15 protein-coding genes and 1 pseudogene are annotated in these 21,435 nt (G+C 76.2%); 11 read left to right on the plus strand and 5 right to left on the minus strand.

The genetic code is table 11. The annotated features are described in order from the left end of the window. The first annotated feature begins 22 nt into the window (after positions 1–22). The 4 genes from ADL22_RS14420 (at position 23) to nudC (ending at position 9,643) form a co-directional block, all read left to right on the plus strand. Entirely contained in the window at positions 23–3,577 is a 3,555-nt protein-coding gene (locus ADL22_RS14420; protein ID WP_066978266.1) for an ATP-dependent helicase, read from the plus strand. Between the two features lie 93 nt (positions 3,578–3,670). Continuing rightward, positions 3,671–7,222 carry an ATP-dependent DNA helicase gene (locus ADL22_RS14425; protein WP_066978269.1) on the plus strand — a complete coding sequence of 1,184 codons (3,552 nt, stop codon included), beginning with the start codon at positions 3,671–3,673 and terminating at the stop codon, positions 7,220–7,222. Between the two features lie 10 nt (positions 7,223–7,232). Next, positions 7,233–8,633, plus strand: a complete 1,401-nt coding sequence (locus ADL22_RS14430) for a dipeptidase (protein WP_066978272.1) — start codon at positions 7,233–7,235, stop codon at positions 8,631–8,633. A 74-nt stretch (positions 8,634–8,707) separates the two neighbouring features. Beyond that, positions 8,708–9,643 carry an NAD(+) diphosphatase gene (nudC, locus tag ADL22_RS14435; RefSeq protein WP_066978275.1) on the plus strand — a complete coding sequence of 312 codons (936 nt, stop codon included), beginning with the start codon at positions 8,708–8,710 and terminating at the stop codon, positions 9,641–9,643. Between the two features lie 97 nt (positions 9,644–9,740). On the opposite strand, the gene ADL22_RS14440 is transcribed toward nudC, so the two are convergent. After that, the gene (locus ADL22_RS14440; RefSeq protein WP_018536228.1) at positions 9,741–9,986 is read right to left on the minus strand and encodes a mycoredoxin; all 246 of its coding nucleotides are present in this window, start codon (positions 9,984–9,986) and stop codon (positions 9,741–9,743) included. A 220-nt stretch (positions 9,987–10,206) separates the two neighbouring features. On the opposite strand from ADL22_RS14440, the gene ADL22_RS14445 reads away from it, so the two are divergent. The 5 genes from ADL22_RS14445 (at position 10,207) to ADL22_RS14465 (ending at position 14,026) form a co-directional block, all read left to right on the plus strand. Continuing rightward, the gene (locus ADL22_RS14445) at positions 10,207–12,447 is read left to right on the plus strand and encodes an ATP-dependent DNA helicase UvrD2 (protein WP_079064116.1); all 2,241 of its coding nucleotides are present in this window, start codon (positions 10,207–10,209) and stop codon (positions 12,445–12,447) included. Positions 12,448–12,591: 144 nt separating this feature from the next. After that, entirely contained in the window at positions 12,592–12,921 is a 330-nt protein-coding gene (locus ADL22_RS35360; protein WP_066978281.1) for a hypothetical protein, read from the plus strand. Between the two features lie 119 nt (positions 12,922–13,040). Next, positions 13,041–13,394: a WhiB family transcriptional regulator gene (locus ADL22_RS14455; RefSeq protein WP_066978284.1), complete on the plus strand. Its 354-nt coding sequence runs from the start codon at positions 13,041–13,043 to the stop codon at positions 13,392–13,394. Then, positions 13,391–13,708, plus strand: coding sequence for a hypothetical protein (locus ADL22_RS14460; protein ID WP_066978288.1), 318 nt, complete (start codon positions 13,391–13,393; stop codon positions 13,706–13,708). Before ADL22_RS14455 ends, ADL22_RS14460 begins: the two co-directional genes overlap by 4 nt. A 129-nt stretch (positions 13,709–13,837) precedes the next feature. Next, positions 13,838–14,026: a hypothetical protein gene (locus ADL22_RS14465; protein WP_199836298.1), complete on the plus strand. Its 189-nt coding sequence runs from the start codon at positions 13,838–13,840 to the stop codon at positions 14,024–14,026. Between the two features lie 123 nt (positions 14,027–14,149). Here ADL22_RS14465 and ADL22_RS14470 read toward each other — a convergent pair whose 3' ends face one another. After that, positions 14,150–15,598, minus strand: a complete 1,449-nt coding sequence (locus ADL22_RS14470) for an ABC1 kinase family protein (RefSeq protein ID WP_066978291.1) — start codon at positions 15,596–15,598, stop codon at positions 14,150–14,152. Positions 15,599–15,633: 35 nt separating this feature from the next. After that, a complete protein-coding gene (locus ADL22_RS14475) occupies positions 15,634–16,773 on the minus strand; it encodes a ThiF family adenylyltransferase (protein ID WP_199836299.1) in 1,140 nt (379 codons plus the stop codon). Positions 16,774–16,964: 191 nt separating this feature from the next. Between ADL22_RS14475 and ADL22_RS14480 the strand changes: the two genes are divergently transcribed. Both ADL22_RS14480 and ADL22_RS14485 read left to right on the plus strand, forming a co-directional pair. Then, positions 16,965–17,576: a M48 family metallopeptidase gene (locus ADL22_RS14480; RefSeq protein WP_066978293.1), complete on the plus strand. Its 612-nt coding sequence runs from the start codon at positions 16,965–16,967 to the stop codon at positions 17,574–17,576. Between the two features lie 136 nt (positions 17,577–17,712). Beyond that, positions 17,713–18,903 (plus strand): annotated as a pseudogene (locus tag ADL22_RS14485) (TerD family protein); the annotation flags it as partial. A gap of 406 nt (positions 18,904–19,309) precedes the next feature. Here the strand turns inward: ADL22_RS14485 and ADL22_RS14490 are convergent. Both ADL22_RS14490 and ADL22_RS14495 read right to left on the minus strand, forming a co-directional pair. Further along, entirely contained in the window at positions 19,310–19,852 is a 543-nt protein-coding gene (locus ADL22_RS14490) for an NUDIX hydrolase (RefSeq protein WP_066978299.1), read from the minus strand. After that, positions 19,849–21,363, minus strand: a complete 1,515-nt coding sequence (locus ADL22_RS14495; protein WP_066978303.1) for a zinc-dependent metalloprotease — start codon at positions 21,361–21,363, stop codon at positions 19,849–19,851. Before ADL22_RS14495 ends, ADL22_RS14490 begins: the two co-directional genes overlap by 4 nt. Between the last annotated feature and the right edge of the window lie 72 nt (positions 21,364–21,435).

Consider the following 21,435-nt stretch of genomic DNA (forward strand, 5'->3'; position numbering starts at 1 on the left):
CTCCCCAGGACCGGCGATCCACGTGAGTTCCTCCTTCCCGGCCGGCCCGGCCGCGCAGCCCCGCGAGGGGGCGCGGCGGGCCGCCCCCGGCGCGTACCGGCTGGTGCGCACGCCGCCGGAGCGGACCCGGCCGCCGGTCCTGGACGCCGCCCAGCGCGCCGTCGTGGCGCACCGCGAGGGCCCGCTGCTGGTGCTCGCCGGACCCGGTACGGGCAAGACCACGACGCTGGTCGAATCCGTGGCGCGCCGCGTCCGGGAGGGCGCCGACCCGGAGCGGATCCTCGTCCTCACCTTCAGCCGGAAGGCCGCCGTCGCCCTCCGGGACCGGCTCGCGGCCCGGTTGGCCGACCCGGACGACGCGCCGTCCACCGGGCGCCGGCCCGGAGTTCCCCAGGCCACCACTTTTCACTCTTTCTGCTACGCCCTGGTCCGCGCCCACCAGGACGCCGACCTCTTCGCCGACCCGCTGCGGCTGCTGTCCGGCCCCGAGCAGGACCTCGTCGTCCGCGAGCTGCTGGCGGGCCAGGCCGAACTGGCCGGCGCCGGCCGCGCCCGGGTGACCTGGCCGGACGAGCTGCGCGCCTGCCTGACCACCCGCGGTTTCGCCGACGAGGTCCGCGCGGTGCTGGCCCGCAGCCGCGAACTGGGCCTGGGCCCGGACGCGCTGGGCGCCTTCGCCCGCCGCACCGGCCGCCCCGACTGGCAGGCCGCCGCCGCCTTCCTGGCCGAATACCTCGACGTGCTGGACGCCCAGGGCGTACTGGACTACGCCGAGCTGGTGCACCGCGCGGTACTGCTGGCCGAGCGGCCGGAGACCGCCGCCCGGCTGGCCGGCGCCTACGACGCGGTCTACGTGGACGAATACCAGGACACCGACGCCGCCCAGGTACGGCTGCTGCGCGCGCTCGCCGGGAACGAGGGCGCACCCGCCGCCCCCGGTTCCCCGGGCCGTACGCTGCTGGCCTTCGGGGACCCGGACCAGTCGATCTACGCCTTCCGGGGCGCCGACGTGAACGGCATCCTCGACTTCCCGGAGACCTTCCGGCGCGCCGACGGCAGCCCCGCCCCGGTGGCCGTCCTGGGCACCTCCCGGCGCTCCGGCGCCGCCCTGCTGGCCGCCACCCGCCTGATCACCCGCCGGATGCCGCTGACCCGGCTGCCCGCCGACGCGGTCCGCGCCCACCGCGACCCCGCGCCCGTACGGGACGGCGGCCGGGTCGAGGTCTACACGTACCCGACCCCCGGCGCCGAACTGGACAACGTCGCGGACCTGCTGCGCCGCGCCCACCTGGAGGAGGGGGTGCCCTGGCGCGAGATGGCGGTGCTGGTGCGCGCCGGGGGGCGCTCGATCCCGGCCGTGCGCCGGGCGCTCACCGCCGCCGGCATCCCCCTGGACATCGACGGCGACGACCTCCCGCTCCGCCACGAACCGGCCGTCGCCCCGCTGCTGACGGCGCTGCGCGTGGTGGCGGGCGCCCCGGGCGGCCGGCGCGTACCGGCGCCCGCCCGGCCCGGGGACGACGAGACGGACGGCGGCCAGGACGGCCGGACGGACGGCGACCGGGCGGACGGCGGCCGGGCCGATGCCCCGTACGGCCCGGAAGCCGGTGCCGCGCCCACCGGTGCCGCGCCCGGCGCGGAAACCGGGACGGACCCCGCCGCCCAGGAGACCCCGCCCCCGTCGTCCCCCGCCCCCCTCTCCCTCGACCCCGAGACCGCCATCGACCTGCTGACCTCCCCGCTCGGCGGGATGGACGCCGCCGATCTGCGGCGGCTGGGCCGGGCGCTGCGCGAGGAGGAGCGGGCCGCCGGGCAGGCGGTCCCGGCGCCGTCCGACGAGCTGATCGCCCGCGCGCTGGCCGAGCCCGAGCGCCTGGTCGCCCACGACCCCGGCTACGCCCGCGGCGCCCAGCGGCTCGGCCTGCTGCTGCGCAAGGCCCGCGAACTCCTCGCCGGCGGCGGCACCGCCGAGGAGGCCCTGTGGACGCTCTGGGACGGCACCCCGTGGCCCGCGCGGCTGGAGCGCGCCGCCCGCCGCGGCGGCGCCGCCGGCCGCAACGCCGACCGCGACCTGGACGCGGTGGTCGCCCTCTTCGAGACCGCGGCCCGCGCCGAGGAGCGCACCGGGGGCCGCGGCGCCCTGAACTTCCTGGAGGAGCTGGCCGCCCAGGACATCGCCGCCGACACCCTCACCCGCCGTACGGTCCGCCCGGACGCGGTGCGCCTGATGACCGCGCACCGCGCCAAGGGCCTGGAATGGCGGCTGGTCGTCGTCACCGGCGTCCAGGAGGGCCTCTGGCCCGACCTGCGCCGCCGCGGCTCCCTCCTGGAGGCCGACCGGATCGGCCGGGACGGCCTGGCCGAACCGCTCACCCCCGGAGCCCTGCTCGCCGAGGAGCGCCGGCTGTTCTACGTGGCCGCGACCCGCGCCAAGGAGCGCCTGGTGGTCACCGCCGTCAAGGCCGCGGCCGAGGACGGCGACCAGCCCTCCCGGTTCCTGACCGAACTGGGCGTCACCCCCCAGGACGTCACCGGCCGCCCCCGCCGCCCCCTGACCGTCGCCGCCCTCGTCGCGGAACTACGGGCCACCACCGTCGACCCGGAGGCGAGCCCCGCGCTGCGCGAGGCCGCCGCCCGGCGGCTGGCCAGACTGGCCGCGCTGCGCGACGACGACGGCTACCCCCTGGTGCCCGCCGCCCACCCGGACAGCTGGTGGGGCCTGCACGACCCCACCCACAACGCGGTCCCGCTGCGCGACCGCGACCGGCCCGTCACGCTCTCCGGCAGCGCCCTCGACCAGTTGGCGAACACCTGCGCCCTCCAGTGGTTCCTGGGGCGCGAGGTGAAGGCCGACGCCCCGGCCACCGCCGCCCAGGGCTTCGGCAACGTCGTCCACGTCCTCGCCGACGAGGTCGCCTCCGGCCGCAGCCCCGCCGACCTCGCCGTCCTGATGGAGCGCCTGGACTCCGTCTGGGACGCGCTCGCCTTCGACGCCCCCTGGAAGTCCCGGCAGGAGAAGGACCAGGCCCGCGCCGCCCTGGAGCGCTTCCTGCGCTGGCACGTCATGGAGCGCGAGACCCTCGGCCGGGAGACCGTCGCCACCGAGCACGGCTTCGACGTCACCCTCGGCGCCGGCGCCTACGAGGTCCGCATCCGCGGCAGCATGGACCACGTCTCCCGGGACGCCCTGGGCCGCGCCTACGTGGTCGACTTCAAGACCGGCAAGCAGAAGCCGACCGGCCCCGAGGTCGAACGCCATCCCCAGCTGGCCGTCTACCAGCTCGCGGTCCGCGAGGGGGCCCTGGACGACGCCTTCGGCGGGCAGCGGCCGGAGCCGGGCGGCGCCGAGCTGGTCCACCTCCGGCTGGGCGCGCCCCGCAAGGAGGGCGGCGACGCGCTGCCCGCCGTCCAGCGCCAGCCGCCCCCGGACGGCGACTGGGCCGGCGAACTGCTCGCCACCGCCGCCGGCCGGGTCCTGGAGGAGCGCTTCACCCCGACGACCGGCGCGCACTGCGGGCACTGCGCCTTCCGCGCCTCGTGCAGCGCCCGGCCGGAGGGCCGCCAGATCGTCGAGTGAGACCCGGGCCGCCCGCCTCCCGTACCGCCCGTGACCTGCGCGGATACCGTTCGCCGGCGGGCATTGTCAGTGGCGGCCGTTACGGTGTCCGATGTGTCAGCCCGCATCAGCGACCCCGAGCAGCTCAAGGAGCTGCTGGGCATCCCGTTCACCCCGGAGCAGACGGCGTGCATCACGGCCCCGCCCGCCCCGCAGGTCATCGTGGCCGGAGCCGGTTCCGGCAAGACCACGGTGATGGCCGCGCGGGTGGTGTGGCTGGTCGGCACCGGCCAGGTCGCCCCCGAGCAGGTCCTCGGGCTGACGTTCACCAACAAGGCCGCCGGCGAGCTGGCCGAGCGGGTCCGGGCCGCCCTGCTGGCCGCCGGTGTCACGGACCCCGACGCCCTCCCCGAGGGCCCGGCCGGCGACGGGCCGCCCCCGGGGGAGCCGCGGATCTCCACGTACCACGCCTTCGCCGGGCAGCTGCTCAAGGACCACGGCCTGCGCATCGGCCTGGAGCCCAGCGCCCGGCTGCTCGCCGACGCCACGCGTTTCCAGCTCGCCGCCCGCACCCTGCGCGCCGCCCCCGGCCCGTATCCCTCGCTCACCACCTCGCTGCCCACCCTGGTGGAGGACGTGCTCGCCCTCGACGCCGAGCTGGCCGAGCACCTGGTCGAGCCGGCCGCCCTCCGGGAGCACGACACCGCGCTGCTCGCCGCGCTGGACGGCGCCAAGCTCAGCAACGCCGACCTCCGCAAGGTCCCCGAGGCCGCCCGCGGCCGGCTGGAGCTGCTCGATCTCGTCGCCGCGTACCGCGCCGCCAAGCGCCACCGCGATCTGCTGGACTTCGGCGACCAGATCGCCCTCGCCGCCACCCTGGCCACCACCCGCCCCGAGGTCGGCGCCCTGCTGCGCGAGGAGTTCCGGGTCGTCCTCCTCGACGAGTATCAGGACACCTCCGTCGCCCAGCGGCTGCTGCTCTCCGGCCTCTTCGGGGCCGGCGCCGGGGCGGGCACCCCCACCGGGCACGCCGTCACCGCCGTCGGCGACCCCTGCCAGGCCATCTACGGCTGGCGCGGCGCCTCGGTGGCCAATCTGGACGACTTCCCCGAGCACTTCCCGTTCGCCGACGGCACCCCGGCCCGCCGCTTCGCGCTCAGCGAGAACCGCCGCAGCGGCGGCCGCCTCCTGGAGCTCGCCAATGGCCTCGCCGCCCCGCTGCGCGCCATGCACGCCGGCGTCGAGGCGCTCCGCCCGGCCCCCGGCGCCGAGCGGGACGGCGTGGTCCGCTGCGCCCTGCTGCCCACCCACGCCGAGGAGCTGGCCTGGCTCGCCGACTCCCTCGCCCACCTGGTCCGCACCGGCACCCCGCCCGGCTCCATCGCGGTGCTGTGCCGCACCGCCGCCGACTTCGCCGCCATCCAGGGCGAGCTGGTCGCCCGGGACATCCCCGTGGAGGTCGTCGGCCTCTCCGGCCTGCTGCACCTCCCCGAGATCGCCGACCTGGTGGCCGTCTGCGAGGTCCTCCAGGACCCGACGGCCAACGCCTCCCTGGTCCGCCTGCTGATCGGCCCCCGCTGGCGGATCGGCCCGCGCGACCTGGCGCTGCTCGGCCGCCGGGCCCGCGCCCTGGCCCGTACGTCCGCCGCCGGCGGCTCCGGTGGCGAGGACCCCGAGCGGCGGCTGGCCGAGGCCGTCGAGGGCACCGACCCGGCCGAGACGGTCTCGCTCGCCGACGCGCTGGACACCTTCCTGGAGTCCGGCGGCGCCCCGGACGACGGCCTGCCGTTCTCCCCGGAGGCCCGGGTCCGCTTCGCCCGCCTGGCCGCCGAGCTGCGCGATCTGCGCCGTTCGCTCGCCGACCCGCTGATGGACGTACTGCACCGGATCCTCGCCGTCACCGGCCTCGAGGTCGAGCTGTCCGCGTCCCCGCACGCCCTGGCCGCCCGCCGCCGGGAGACGCTGGGCACCTTCCTGGACATCGCCGCCGGGTTCGCCGCCAAGGAGGGCGGCGCCGCCCTCGACGGGGAGGCCACCCTCCTCGCCTTCCTGGGCTTCCTGCGCACCGCCGTCCAGTACGAGAAGGGCCTCGACTCCTCCCTCCCCGGGGGCGAGAACACCGTCAAGGTCCTCACCGCCCACAAGTCCAAGGGCCTGGAGTGGGACGTGGTCGCGGTGCCCGGCCTGGTGGCCCGGCAGTTCCCCAGCGAGCAGGCCCGCGAGTCCTGGATCAGCCGCGCCAAGGTCCTGCCGCACGCCCTCCGGGGCGACGCCGCCACCCTGCCCGAGGTGGCGGAGTGGACCGCCCGCGGCGTCAAGGACTTCAAGGAGGCGATGAAGGCCCACCAGGAGACCGAGGAACTGCGCCTCGGCTACGTCACCTTCACCCGCCCCCGCTCCCTCCTGCTGGGCTCCGGCCACTGGTGGGGCCCCAGCCAGAAGCGCCCGCGCGGCCCGTCCGCGTTCCTGACGGCGCTGCGCGAGCACTGCGAGGCCGGGCACGGCGAGATCGAGGTCTGGGCCGACGCCCCGGAGGACGGCGCGGAGAATCCCGCCCTCGCCGAGTCCGCCGCCGAGCAGCCCTGGCCGCTGCCGCTGGACGAGACGGCGCTGGCCCGCCGCCGCGCGGCCGCCGCCACGGTCCGCGCCCACCTCGACCGGCTCACCGGCGACGACCCGGCCGCCGCCCCGGCTACCCCGGCCGCCCCCGGGGACGACGACCCGTTCGCGTTCCCCGAGGACGACGACCCCTTCGCATTCCCCGAGGACGACCCGTACGCGCCCCCGGGGGACGACCCGTACGCCGAGCCGCCCCACGCCGAGCCCCCGTACGCGCCCGGCGAGACCACCCCCCGCCCGCACGTCATCGCCCAGCGCACCCCCGAGCCGGGCCCGCCCGGTGAGGCCGACCCCCCGCTTCCCCCCGAAGACCGCCGCACCCTCGCCTCCTGGGACCGCGACCTCGAAGCGCTCGCCGCCGAGCTGCGCAGCTCCCGCGCCCGGGTGCGGGACGTCCCGCTGCCCGCCTCGCTCACCGCCACCCAGCTGCTCCAGGTCGCCGCCGACCCGGACGGCTTCGCCCGCGAGCTGGCCCGCCCGATGCCGCGCCCCCCGCAGCCCGCCGCCCGCCGCGGCACCCGCTTCCACGCCTGGGTCCAGTCCCGCTTCGAGGAGCTGCCGCTGCCGCTGCTCGGCCCGGACGAGCTGCCCGGCGCCGAGCCCGGCGAGCACGACGGGATCGCCGACGACCAGGACCTCGCCGCCCTCAAAGAGGCGTTCGCCCGCACCCCGTACGCCACCCGCACGCCGTTCCGGGTGGAGGTCCCGTTCCGGATGACGCTCGCCGGGCGGGTGATCCGCGGCCGGATCGACGCGGTCTACAAGGAGCCCGGCCCGGACGGCGACCGCTTCGAGATCATCGACTGGAAGACCGGCCGCAACGTCCCCGGCACCGGCGGCCCCACCGGCGCGGACCCCCTCCAGCTCGCCGTCTACCGCCTCGCCTGGGCCGAGCGGTACGGCCTGGCGCCCTCCGAGGTCGGCGCCGCGTTCCTCTTCGTCCGCACCGGCGAGGTGGTCAGACCCGCCCGGCTCCCGGACCGCGCCGCACTCGAACGGATCCTGCTCGGCGAGACCCCCGGCCGGTATCCCCCGGAAGGCCGATAGGCTCGGTCGTATGAGCACCACCCCGGACAACGCCGTCCGCGCGTACCTCGCCGGCCACCGCGACGCCTTCCTCGACGATCTCGCGGAGTGGCTGCGCATCCCGTCCGTCTCCGCCGACCCCGGCCGCGCCGCCGACGTCCGCCGCAGCGCGGAGTGGCTGGCCGGCAAGCTCGCGGAGACCGGCTTCCCGGTCACCGAGGTCTGGGAGACCGCCGGCCTGCCCGCGGTCTTCGCCGAATGGCCCTCCGGGGACCCGTCCGCCCCCACGGTCCTGGTCTACGGCCACCACGACGTCCAGCCCGCCGCCCGCGAGGACGGCTGGCACACCGACCCGTTCGAGCCGGTCACCGCCGACGGCAGGCTCTACGCCCGCGGCGCCGCCGACGACAAGGGCCAGGTCTTCTTCCACACCCTCGGCGTCCGGGCGCATCTGGCCGCCACCGGCCGCACCGCCCCCGCCGTCAACCTCAAGCTGATCATCGAGGGCGAGGAGGAGTCCGGCTCCCCGAATTTCCCGGAGCTGGTGCGGCGCCACGCCGACCGGCTGGCCTGCGACGCGGTGATCGTCTCCGACACCGGCATGTGGGGCCCGGACACCCCCACCGTCTGCACCGGCATGCGCGGCCTGACCGACTGCCAGATCGACCTGTACGGCCCGGACCAGGACATCCACTCCGGCTCGTTCGGCGGCGCGGTGCCCAATCCGGCCACCGAGGCCGCCCGGCTCGCCGCCGCCCTCCACGACACCGACCGCCGCGTCGCGATCCCCGGCTTCTACGACGGCGTGATCGAGCTCACCGACCGCGAGCGGGAACTCTTCGCCGAGCTGCCCTTCGACGAGCAGGGCTGGCTGCGCACCGCGCACTCGCACGCCACCCTCGGCGAGACCGGCGCCACCACCCTGGAGCGCGTCTGGGCCCGCCCCACCGCCGAGGTCAACGGCATCTCCGGCGGCTATCAGGGCCCCGGCGGCAAGACCATCGTCCCGTCCACCGCGCAGCTGAAGCTCTCCTTCCGGCTGGTCGCCGGGCAGGACACGGGCGCCGTCCAGCAGGCCGTCCGGGACTGGGTCGCCGCGCGCCTCCCGGCCGGCATCCGCCACGAGATCACCTTCTGGGGCGCCACCCGCCCCTGCCTGACGCCGCTGGACCACCCCGCGCTGCAGTCCGTGGTCCGCGCCATGGGCCGGGCGTTCGGTACGAAGATCCGCTTCACCCGCGAGGGCGGCTCCGGCCCGGCGGCCGACCTCCAGGACGTCCTCGGCGTCCCCGTCCTCTTCCTGGGCATCTCGGTGCCCTCGGACGGCTGGCACGCGCCGAACGAGAAGGTCGAGCTCGACCTGCTGATGAAGGGCGTCGAGACCGCCGCCTACCTCTGGGGCGACCTCGCCGAGCACTGGCGCCCGTCCTGATCCGCGCGCCCCGCCGCACCACCTGCCGCCCGTCCGCACACCCACCCACGCCATAGGGGGAGTTGGAAACAGCAGTGACCACCTGGACCGACCGCACGGCCGACCGGCCGATCACCTTCAGCGCGCCGAGCGGCATCGACCGCAGTGCCCACCACCGTCTGGACGAGGCATGGCTGGCGGCGGCCTGGAGCCACCCGACGACGCGCGTCTTCGTCGTGTCCGGGGGCCAGGCGCTGATCGACGACACCCCCGACGGCCGCACCGAACTCATCATGACGCCGTCCTTCGAGGCGCCGCTGACCGAGGCCCACCGCTACTACCTCGGCACCGACGAGGACGGGGTCAGCTACTTCGCGCTCCAGAAGGACGCGCTGCCCGGCCGTATGGACCAGTCCGCGCGCGCCGCCGGGCTCCGCGAGGCCGGTCCGCTGCTCTCCCCTCGGGACGCCGGGCTGCTCGTGCACGCCGTGGCGCTGGAGAACTGGCAGCGGATGCACCGCTTCTGCTCCCGCTGCGGCGAGCGGACGGTCATCGCGGCGGCCGGCCACATCCGCCGCTGCCCGGCCTGCGGCGCCGAGCACTACCCGCGCACCGACCCGGCCGTGATCATGCTCGTCACCGACGAGCAGGACCGCGCCCTGCTCGGCCGCCAGGTCCACTGGCCCGAGGGCCGCTTCTCGACGCTGGCCGGCTTCGTCGAGCCGGGGGAGTCCATCGAGCAGTCGGTGGCCCGCGAGGTCTACGAGGAGGCCGGGGTGGTCGTCGGCGACGTCGAGTACGTCGCCAGCCAGCCCTGGCCCTTCCCCTCCAGCCTGATGCTGGGCTTCATGGCCCGCGCCACCTCCTCGGAAATCCGGGTGGACGGCGAGGAGATCGAGGAGGCCCGGTGGTTCTCCCGCGACGACCTGGCCGCGGCCTTCGCCTCCGGCGAGGTGCTGCCGCCGTACGGGGTCTCCATCGCGGCCCGGCTCATCGAGCTGTGGTACGGCAAGCCGCTGCCCAAGCCCTGACCCCCGCCGCGGCCGAAGGCCGCGGACGCGACAGGGCCGCCGGCCGGCTCCCTCACGGACCGGCCGGCGACCCGGCTGCGGGCGGTGCGCCCGGCCGTCAGGCCGCGGCGACCTTCTCCTTGACCTGCGCCAGGGACGGGTTGGTCAGCGTCGTCCCGTCGGCGAAGAGCACGGTCGGCACGGTCTGGTTGCCGCCGTTGGCCTTCTCGACGAACGCCGCGGACTCCGGGTCCTGCTCGATGTTGATCTCGGTGTAGGCGATGCCCTCGCGGTCCATCTGGCTCTTCAGCCGACGGCAGTAACCGCACCAGGTCGTGCTGTACATCGTCACAGTGCCCGCCATGCGTCCCGCGCTCCTTAGCTCGGTATCGATCGTGATCATGTGCCACCCGCGTCGCCGCACCGTGGCACCGAGGAGCACAACGCGCACCGCCCCCGGACCATTCCCGCCCGCCGCCGGCCGCCCCGCCGCCGTCCACAGCCGGCCCAAGCCGGTACGACCGGAGCCCGGCCGCCGTGGACGGCGTTCCCGGGTCCCGCCGCGGACCTGGCAGCATGGCGGGGTGAGCGCAGCAACGGACACCACTCCCACCCCGCGGGTCCCGGGCGACGCCCCGTACGCGCCCCCGCCGAGCGGGCCGGACGGGGTGCTCGACGGGCTCGACCCCGAGCAGCGCGAGGTCGCCACCGCGCTGCACGGCCCGGTCTGCGTGCTGGCCGGCGCCGGCACGGGCAAGACCCGCGCCATCACCCACCGCATCGCCTACGGCGTCCGGGCCGGCATCCTCCAGCCCGCCAGTGTGCTCGCCGTCACCTTCACCGCCCGCGCGGCCGGCGAGATGCGCGGCCGGCTCCGGCAGCTCGGCGCCACCGGAGTCCAGGCCCGCACGTTCCACTCCGCGGCCCTGCGCCAGCTCCAGTTCTTCTGGCCGCGCGCGGTCGGCGGCGAGCTGCCCCGGCTGCTGGACCGCAAGGGCCCGCTCGTCGCCGAGGCCGCCGCCCGCTGCCGCCTCCGCCTGGACCGCAACGAGCTGCGCGACGCCACCGCCGAGATCGAGTGGTCCAAGGTCACCCAGACGGTGCCCGCCGACTATCCCGCCGCGGTCGCCAAGGCCGGCCGCGAGGCGCCCCGCGACCCGGCCGAGCTCGGGCAGATATACGCCACGTACGAGCAGCTCAAGCGGGAGCGCGGCAGCATCGACTTCGAGGACGTGCTGCTGCTCACCGTCGGCGTCCTCCAGGACCGCCACGACATCGCCGAGCAGGTCCGCGCCCAGTACCAGCACTTCGTCGTCGACGAGTACCAGGACGTCAGCCCCCTCCAGCAGCGGCTGCTGGAGCTGTGGCTGGGCGACCGCGACAGCCTGTGCGTGGTCGGCGACGCCAGCCAGACCATCTACAGCTTCACCGGGGCCACCCCCGACCACCTCCTGGACTTCCGCGCCCGCCATCCGCACGCCACGGTCGTCCGCCTCGTCCGCGACTACCGCTCCACCCCTCAGGTCGTCCACCTCGCCAACGGCCTGCTGGCGCGCGCCCGCGGCCGGGCCGCCGAGCACCGCCTGGAGCTGGTCTCCCAGCGCGAGCCCGGCCCCGAGCCGGCCTTCACCGAGTACGCCGACGAGCCCGCCGAGGCCGAGGGCACCGCCCGCCGGATCCGCGAGCTGATCGACGCCGGCGTCCCGGCCGGCCAGATCGCCGTCCTGTTCCGCATCAACGCCCAGTCCGAGGTCTACGAGCAGGCCCTCGCCGACGCCGGCGTCCCGTATCAGCTGCGTGGCGCCGAGCGGTTCTTCGAGCGCCCCGAGGTGCGCGAGGCCGGCGTCAAGCTCCGCGGCGCGGCCCGCTTCGGCGCCAACGACACCCTCCTCGACGGCGTCGCGGACCTCCCGTCCGAGGTGCGCGCGGTGCTCAGCGACATGGGCTGGACCGACCGCCCGCCGGCCGGCTCCGGCGCGGTCCGCGACCGCTGGGAGTCGCTCGCCGCCCTCGTCCGGCTCGCCGAGGACTTCGCCCGGGCCCGGCCCGGCGCCACCCTCGCCGACCTGGTCACCGAGCTGGACGAGCGGGCCGCCGCCCAGCACGCCCCCACCGTCGAGGGCGTCACCCTCGCCTCGCTGCACGCCGCCAAGGGCCTGGAGTGGGACGCGGTCTTCCTCGTCGGCCTCACCGAGGGCATGCTCCCGATCCACCACGCCCGCACCGACGAGCAGATCGAGGAGGAGCGCCGGCTGCTCTACGTCGGTATCACCCGCGCCCGCCGCCACCTCGCGCTGTCCTGGTCGCTGGCCCGCTCACCCGGCGGCCGGCCCTCCCGGGGCGCCAGCCGCTTCCTGGACGGCCTGCGGACCGGCTCCGGTACGGCGGCCGCGTACCGCCGCGCCGCGGGCGGGCCCACCGGCGGCGTGGAGCGCGGCCGGACCGCCGCGGCGCCCGGCCGGCCCCAGCGGGCCCAGCGCCGCCCGGCCCGCTGCCGGGTCTGCCGCCGCACGCTCACCGACCCCGGTGAGATGAAGCTGATGCGCTGCGAGGACTGCCCCTCCGAGCTGGACGAGGCGCTGTACGAGCGGCTGCGGGACTGGCGCGCCGAGCAGGCCGCCCGCACCCGGCAGCCCGCCTACTGCGTCTTCACCGACAAGACGCTGATGGCCATCGCCGAGGCGGTCCCGGCGACCGCCGAGGAGCTGGCCGTGATCCCCGGTGTGGTGCGCCGCAAGCTGGACCGCTTCGGCGCCGAGGTGCTGGCGCTCTGCGCCGGCGCGGAGAGCCCGGAAAAGCCGCCGGAAAACTCGTCGGAAAAATAGTTTGCGCGCGCGGAGCGCATCCCCATAGCCTTCGGAAGCGACGGAAACGACGGAACTTCCGGGATCCGATCACTCCGTGCTGTACTTGAACACCCAGGACCGGGTGCGTACCGGTCCCCGAGACGCCGAGAGGAGGCGAGCCCAGTGATCAGCTTCATCGAGACCAACAAAATGACCGATCTCTCGGTCGTCGCCCCCTGCGCTCTCGACGCCTCGCTCCTTGGCACCGGTCTGTCCGGCTCCGGCCGCCTGTCCGGTACCGAGGTCGTTCGTCCCGGCGCCCCTGCCGTCCTGACGGCCGGTGAGCGGGTCGAGCGACCGACCGAGGCACCCGCGGCAGCGGTAGCGACGGCGGCGGCGAACGCCTTTGCCTTCGCGGCGGCGGCCAATGGTGCCGAATCCCGGAAGCAGTACGAGCAGCAGCATGACATGTGGGCCTACCGCGGCCTCGAACCCTGGAGAGATCCATCCTGATCGGCGATCAGGTCGGCACCTTCCAGGGCCGCGGAACCCACACCGGGATCCGCGGTCCTTTTGTTTTGCCCAACCCGCCCGCCACCAGTGGGCCGGAACAGACGAGGAAACACACCACCGTGCAACTCACCACGCACACCCCGTCCGTAGCCACCGACCTGATCCCTCCGCCCGACCCCCAGGAGAACGCCTTGCTGCCCCTCACCGAGCTCGACGACGAGATCGACCGCCTCGGCACCGCCGTCCCCTGCCGCACGTACGACCCCGAGGTCTTCTTCGCGGAGTCCCCGGCCGACGTCGAGTACGCCAAGACCCTCTGCCAGACCTGCCCGGTGCGCGAGGCGTGCCTGGCCGGTGCCAAGGAGCGCCGCGAGCCGTGGGGCGTGTGGGGCGGTGAGCTCTTCGTCCAGGGCGTTGTCGTCCCGCGGAAGCGCCCCCGTGGCCGTCCGCGCAAGAACCCGGTCGTGGCATGAACACCGCGCGCACAGGAACGATCGACCATCCCCTCACCCGGGACCCCCAGAAGCAGGACCCAGCGATGAACCCGACTCTCACCGAAACCCCCGCCCCCGTGAACACCGGCGCCCTGAAGTCGCGCCAGAACAGGAACCTCGCCATGCAACTCATGCCAGAAGCCCTGGCCAGGGCCCATGTCCAACAACGCCTCCAAGAGGCCGAGTCGGAACGCAGGGGGCACCGGCTCGCCGCCGCGCGGCGGATGCAGCGGCGCGCCGAGCGCGCGTCGCTGCGCGCCCGCCGCGCGCTGGCCATGGCCGTGATGCAGTGACCGGCCGGACCGGCACCGCGCACTGAGGCACCGCCACCCACGGGGTCCGTCCGTCCACCGGACGGGCCCCGTGCTGCGTTGCGTCCCGTTTCCCGGCATCTGCGGGGATATCGTCGGACGGTGGACCAGATGACGCATCAACAGGCGGAGTTGACCTCCGACACCACGGTGTGTGCCCGCTGCGGCGCGGTGGCCGAGGGCACCCCGCCGACCTGGACCTGCTCGGTGGAGAACGGCGAGCGCCGCTACTTCTGCGACGACTGCGCCCGCGACAACATCCGCGCCATCGAGGGGCGGCTGGACTCCAGCTGGTGGTAGCCGGGGCGGGCCCGCGGCCGGTGACCGGCCGGAGCCGGGAGCGGTACGCGGCCCCGGGCTCGACTCAGCTCGGGGTCGGGCGCGGCTCCCGGCCCGGCGCGGGGCGCGGCTCCCGGCCCGGGGTCAGGCCGGACTGGCGGCTGCCGGGCTCCCGGCCGCGTCGTCCGCGTCCGGCTCCGGCCCGGCCGCCTCCGGCACATCCGCGTCGTGCCCGTCCGCGTCGGCCTCCTCCGGCTCCGGCAGGAAGCCCGGCATCCACGCCTCCAGCTCGTCGCGCAGCCGGACCGTGGCGCCCAGCTGGCACAGCACCCCGATCGTGCTCAGCGTCACCCGGTGTATCAGGAGGTAGGCGGGCGGCAGATTGAGCTGCTTGGCCAGCTGGTACGCGGGGGAGCGGGGATCGCCGATCCGGGCCGCCTGCCGGCGCATCCAGTCCCGGGCGAACGGGAACGCCGCCATCCGCGCGGGCTCGATGATCGGCAGCAGATAGTCCAGCACCGCGTCCGGATCCAGCTCCACCGACTCCTTGACGAAGCCCTCCGCGCACAGCATGCGGTAGACCGCGTCGGCCTCGCCGTCCAGCGCCAGCCGCAGTGAGGCGCCGATCGTCGGCGGCAGCCCGTCCGGCAGCCGGTCGACCGTGCCGAAGTCCAGTACGCCCAGCCGCCAGCCGGACACCGGCCCGTCCGGATCGGCGCCGGGCACCAGCCGGAAGTTGCCCGGATGCGGATCGGCGTGCAGCAGGCCCGTCCGCGCCGGTCCGGAGAAGAGGAAGCGGGCCAGCAGCTGCCCGGCGCGGTCCCGCTGCTCCTCCGTACCGCCGGCGATCACCTCGGACAGCGGCACCCCCGCCAGCCACTCCGTCACCAGCACCTGCTCGCCCTGGTGCACCACGGCCGGCACCACGACATCCGGATCGCCGGCGAACTCCTCGGCGTGCGCCTGCTGGGCCTCGGCCTCCAGGGCGTAGTCCAGCTCCTCCGCGACCCGGTCGCGCAGCTCGGCGATGAGCGGCTTGAGGTCCATGCCCGGGATCAGCGGCCCCAGCAGCCGCGCGAACCGGCTCAGCTGCGCCAGATCCGACAGCAGCGCCCGACCGGCCCCCGGATACTGCACCTTGACGGCCACCTCGCGGCCGTCGTGCCACACACCCCGGTGCACCTGCCCGATCGACGCCGCGGCGGCCGGCTTGTCCTCGAACTCCTCGAACAGCTCCCGCCAGTCCGCGCCCAGCCGCTCGGCCAGCACCGCGTGCACCGTGCTCGTCGGCATCGGCGGCGCCGCCTCCTGAAGCTTCGTCAGCGCCGCGCGGTACGGGCCGGCGATCTCCTCGGGCAGCGCCGACTCGAAGACCGACAGCGCCTGGCCGAACTTCATCGCACCGCCCTTCAGCTCACCGAGCACCTTGAAGAGCTGCTCGGCGGTGCGCTGTTGGAGCTCCCGGCCGACGATCTCGGCGGACCGGCCGCCGAGCCGCTTGCCCAGGCCCCAGGTGGCACGGCCGGCGAACCCCAGTGGCAGCGCGGCCAGCTTGGCGGTGCGGGTGACCGCCTTGCGGGGAAGATCAGACATGCGCCCCTCCAACTCACACCGGCCCCCTACCGGGGCTACCCCGTCATTGTGGCGTGCCGCGGCCGGGGAACCGAGGCGTCCGGCGCACCCCGTACGGCGGCGGCCCCGCAGCCGCACTCCGGATGCGGTGCGATCCGCACCGTCCGCACACTCGCACACGGCAGCGGAAGCTCCATCCGCGCCCCCGCGCACGGCGGCGGCTCCCCGTCGAGGAACGCCAGCGCCTGGACGGCGGCCAGCCCCGCGACCGCCGTCGCCAGCCCCGCGTCGCAGGCCGGCACCGCCGGCGTCCCGCGCCCCGAACGCCACTGCGCCAGCAGCTGCGGCCAGGCCGGCTCCGCGTCCGTGCGGCGCAGCTCGTCGCAGCCGGCGCAGGCCGTGACGCCGGGCACCACCAGCGGGCCCACCACCCCCGTGCCCTCCAGCACGCCCGCGTACAGATGCGGGATCCCGGCCGTGAGCAGCGGTTCGGCCAGCACCGGATCGGGGGCGTAGGCCCCCAGGCCGTCGCGCGGGGCGACCACCACCAGGGAGATCCCGGGCTCCCCGGACTCGGTGACCGGGCTGCCGGGCCGGGGCGGATGGCTCCACGGGGACGCCTCCTTGACCAGCCGGCGGGCCGCGTCGCCCCGCCGCTCACCGATCTGCTCCGGCGCCGGCCCGCCGGGGACCACGTCCCACGGCGCGACCGCGCCGCCGTCCACCACGTCCACCCGGCCGGCGCCCGAGGCCGCCAGCAGCGCCGCGATCTGCGCGCCGACCCGGCCCGCCCCCTTCACCTTCACCCGCACCGACCGGCGCGCCCCGATCCGCGCGAGCGGCCCGGCCGTCCGCCCCTGCTGCCGCACCGACAGCGACGCCAGATCCGCCCGCAGCCGCTCGACGGCCGGGCCGTCCGCCCGCACCGCCGCGTCCACCGCGCCGTCCGCCGCCGGGAGCTCCAGCAGCCCGGCCGCGCCGAGCCGCTCCACCAACCCGCGCGCCCGCTCCGGCGCCACGTCCAGCCCGGCGGCCGCCTCGATGAGCTGCGGCACCGAGCGCGTGCCGTCGATCAGCCCGAGGAAATACGCGGTCGCCATATCGAGCGGGCCGACCACCCGGGCGTGGGCCGGCGCCACCCCGAACCGCACCGTCTCCCGGTCCCGCCAGCCGCGCCGCAGCGCGGGCTTGAGCATCGGATGCATGTCATCCACCCCCCGTTCGTCTCGTCCGGCCCCCAGCATGCTCCGGCCGGCCGACCCGTGCCGGAGTTATCCACAGGCGGCGGGCTTTCGTCGTACAAAGCGGTGCGCGCCGGGGGCGTTCAGGTGGCGAACCGTCCGTGGTAGCGGGACTTCCCGCCGTGCCAGCGGGTAACGTCGGGCGCGTGCCCGCCGACCCTTCCCCGCGCGGCCCCGGGGAGACGCCCCTGCGCCGCGCCAGCGACCGCCCGCGAGGGGCCGAGCCGAGCCCGCCGTCGCGCCCGGTGGAGGTGCGCCGCAGCGCGCGGCGCCGCCGCACGGTCTCCGCGTACCGCGAGGGCGACCGCACCATCGTCCTGATCCCGGCCCGGATGTCGCAGGCCGAGGAGCGGCGCTGGGTGTCGGTCATGCTGGACAAGCTCGCCGCCCAGGAGAGCAAGCGGATACTGGGCGACGGCGAGCTCGCCGAACGCGCCGAGCGGCTCTCGGAGCAGTACCTCGACGGCCGGGCCCGGCCCGCGACGGTCCGCTGGGTCACCAACCAGAACACCCGCTGGGGCTCGTGCACCCCGGCCGAGGGCAGCATCCGCCTCTCGCACCGCCTCCAGGGCATGCCCGAGTACGTCATCGACTACGTCCTGCTGCACGAGCTGGCGCACCTTCTCGTCCCGGGCCACGGCCCGGAGTTCTGGCGGCTGCTGGAGTCCTATCCGCGCACCGAACGGGCCCGCGGCTATCTGGAGGGCGTGGTCGCCGCCGACCGGCTGCCGCACCTGCCCGCCGCCCGCCGCCGCTGACCCACCCGGGTCCGGGTCCCCGGTACGGGCTCCCGGTTCCGGCCGTTCCCCTGCGCGCCCCGGCCCCGCGCCCGGCCGGCGCCGGCCGTTAGCCTGGCGGGGACAGGGACTTGCGCGCGAGAGCGGGGGAGGGGCGTTGCACACGGCCAGGGAATTCCAGCGCGGCCACAAGGCCAGGCTTGCCGAGCTGACGGCGGAGCGGGAACTGTACGTCGGGGTGCGGATCGACGGCCCCGGGATGGTCATCGACGTCAGCTGCTTCGGGCTCGACGCCGACGAGCGGCTCTCCGACGACCGCTACTTCGTCTTCTACAACCAGCCCGCGTCCCCCGAGGACGCGGTCCAATTGCTCGGCCCCCGGGACGGCGACACGGAGTCCTTCCGGATCGCCCTCGACCGGATCCCGCCGCACATCCGGAAGCTGACGTTCACCGCGGCGCTCGACGGCGAGGGGCGGATGGACCGGATCGGCCCCGGCTGCCTGCGCGTGGTGGCCGGCGGCGAGGAGGTCGCCCGGTATCCGTTCAGCGGCGAGGAGTTCAGCACCGAGCGCGCCGTGATGCTCGGCGACCTGTACGTCAAGGACGGCTGGCGGTTCGCCGCGGTGGGCCAGGGCTTCGACGGCGGCCTGGAGGCACTGCTGACGCACTTCGGCGGCGAGGTGCTGGAGGAGAGCGGGGAAGACGCGGAGGGTGCGGAGGACGCCGCGCCGGCCGCGTCGGCCGGCGCCACCGGGGCCGCCGGGGCGCCCGCGCTCCCGGACGTGAGCGACTTCACCCTGCCGCCCCCGGCCCCCGCTCCGGCTCCCGCGCCGCCCCCGTCCGCCGGGCCGCCCCCGGCCCCCGCGCCCGTCCCGCCGCCGCCGGTGCCGACCGCGCCGGACCCGCGCGCGCCCGCGGCGTACCACCCGCAGCCGCCTCCGCTGCCGCAGCCCTCCGCCGCGCAGCTGCACAGCGCGCCGACGATGGTCGCGCCGCTGGTCCCGCCGGGCGGGACGGCGCCGCCCCCGGCCGTCCAGGGGCCGCCCCCGCCGCCGCCTCCGCCCCCGGGAGCGGTGCACGGGCCGCCGCCCCCGCCGCCTCCCGGTGTGCCGGGGCCGCCGCCCCCGCCCCCGTACGGCCAGGCGCCCGGCGGCTACCCCGGTGGCCAGCAGCCGCCCCCGCAGTACGGCCAGGCGCCGCCGCAGTACGGTCAGCAGCCGCCCCCGCTGCCGCCGCACGGTCAGCAGCCCCCGCCACTGCCGCCGCAGGGCCAGCAGCCGCCCCCGCTCCCGTACGGTCAGCAGCCGCCCCCGCCCGCCGGGTACGGCGTGCCCCAGGGGCCGCCGGTGCCGCTCCCGCCGCCGCCCGGTGCCTACGGCGAACCGGGCCGACCGGCGCCGCAGGACCCGTACGCCCCGTATCCCGGGCAGACCGCGCCGCCCCAGCCGGACGGCGGTACGGGCCCGTGGCCCGGCTACGGCGCGGACCCCGGCGCCCCCGGCGCGGCACCCCCGCCCCCGGGGGACCCGCAGGGCGGCACCCCGCGGCACGGCCGCTGAGCGGAACCCGCCCGGCGGCCGCCACCCCGCGGCCCGTCCACCGGGGTCACTCGCCCCATAGCGCCGCCCCGGGGCCGCACCCCCCTGGCCCGTAGCGCACACGCACCGGCGCCCGCCCCCATATCGGGGACGGGCGCCGGAAGTTGACGGTACGTCAGTAAAGTTGACGGCGCGTCAGCAAAGGGCCGGTCCGTCAGCCCGCCGCCCCCAGCAGCGCCCGGGTCTCCGCCACCAGGCGGACCACCGATTCGTCGGCGACCGCGGGCACCTCGTCGTAGCCGAACCACCGCAGGTCCAGCGACTCGTCGCTGATCGCCGCCACCGCGTCCGCGGGCGCCAGCGCGGCGTACTGGACGTCCAGATGGACCGCGCAGGGCGTCCGGTGGCGGTCCAGCCGCACCGGCGCGCCGCCCAGCAGCGTCAGCCCGTGCGCGATCCCGGACTCCTCCCGCGCCTCGCGCAGCGCCGCGTCCGCCAGCGTGGCGTCCTCGGGCTCGCAGTGGCCGCCCATCTGGAGCCACATCTCCAGCTTGCGGTGCAGGGTGAGCAGCACCCGGCCGCCGACCGGGTCGATCACCAGCGCGCTGGCCGTGAGGTGGCCGTCCTTGCACGGCTTCCACATGCCGTCCCGATGGCCGGCGAGGTGGTCCAGATAGGCCAGGCGCAGGCGCTCCTGCTCCTCGGACGGCGCGGGCCACTCCTTGAGCACCCGCGCCGCGTCCTCCCGCAGGCTCACTTGGGGCCGTCTCCCTTGCCCTCGTCCTCGGGGCCGCGCGGTCCGCCGCCGCCCTGGCCGCCCGAGGCGTCCGGGCCGTCCGCCGCGTCCGGGCCGGGGGCGCCGCCGTCGCGCTTGGTCGGATCCGGCGCGCCGCCGCTCGCCGCCTCGCCCAGCATCTTGTCGAGCTCGGAGAAGTCGGCGTGCTCGTGGTGGACGAAGCCGTCCGGGTCGTCGAGGTCGGCGGCCGTGGGCAGCATGTCGGGGTGCTCCCACAGGCCGTCGCGGCCGTCCAGGCCCCGGGCGTCGGTGAGCGACGCCCACAGCCGGGAGGCGTCCCGCAGCCGGCGCGGCCGCAGCTGGAGGCCGATCAGCGTGGCGAAGGTCTGCTCGGCCGGGCCGCCGGTGGCCCGGCGCCGCCGCAGGGTCTCCCGGAGCTTGTCCGCGGACGGCAGATGCGGCTTGGCGGCAGCGTGCACCACCGCGTCCACCCAGCCCTCGACGAGCGCCAGCGCGGTCTCCAGACGGGCCAGCGCGGCCTTCTGCTCCGGGGTGTCCTCGGGCTGGAACATGCCCTGCTGGAGGGCGTTCTGCAACTCCTCGGGGTGCTGGGGGTCGAGCTGGCCGACCGCGTCCTCCAGCTTGGTGGTGTCGACCTTGATGCCGCGGGCGTAGCCCTCGACGGCGCCGAAGAGGTGCGAGCGCAGCCACGGCACATGGGCGAAGAGCCGCTGGTGGGCGGCCTCCCGCAGGGCGAGATAGAGCCGCACCTCCTCCTCCGGGACGCCGAGGCCGGCCCCGAACGCCTGGACGTTCGCCGGCAGCAGCGCGGCCTTGCCGGCCGGGCCCAGAGGCAGCCCGATGTCCGTGGAGCCCACGACCTCGGAGGCCAGCACGCCCAGCGCCTGCCCGATCTGGGTGCCGAACATCGCGCCGCCCATGGAGCGCATCATCCCCAGCAGCGGGCCGGCCATGGCCTGCATCTCCTGGGGCAGCACCTCGCCCATCGCGGAACCGACCCGCTCGGCGAGCGGGTCGACCAGGTCCTTCCACACCGGCAGGGTCTCCTCGACCCACTCGGCGCGGCTCCAGGCCACCACCGAGCCGGCGCCCGACGGGAGCGACGTCACGCCGTCCAGCCACAGGTCGGCCAGGCGCACCGCGTCCTGCACGGCCGACCGCTCACCGGGGGAGACGCTGGCGTCCTTGCTGCCGTCCTCGGCGCCCTGCGCGACGGTCTGCCGCGCGATGTCCTTGGCCATGTCCCAGTTCACCGGCCCGCCCTCGTAGGAGAGCATCTGGCCCAGCCGCTGGAAGGCGGCACCGAGGTCGCCGGGGTTCATCTGGCCGCCGGGTCCCCCCATGCCGCCGAAGAGCGCCGCGAACGGATTGTCCGCGCCGCCGCTCCCGCCACCGAACCCGAAGGGGTTCGCGGGGCCCTGGCTACCTCCCTGGCCGCCCTTCTGCTTGCCGTTGTCGCCGTCCTCCGGCTCCTCCGGCGGAAGGCCGAATCCGAATGGGGTGTCACTCACGGGTTTCCTCGGCTCGTAGGGCCGCCGGCCCTACGCCGACGGCGGCTGCCCGACATCACCTCCAGCGTAGAC

This window comes from Streptomyces sp. NRRL F-4489, assembly GCF_001509485.1.
Taxonomy (GTDB): Bacteria; Actinomycetota; Actinomycetes; order Streptomycetales; family Streptomycetaceae; genus Streptomyces.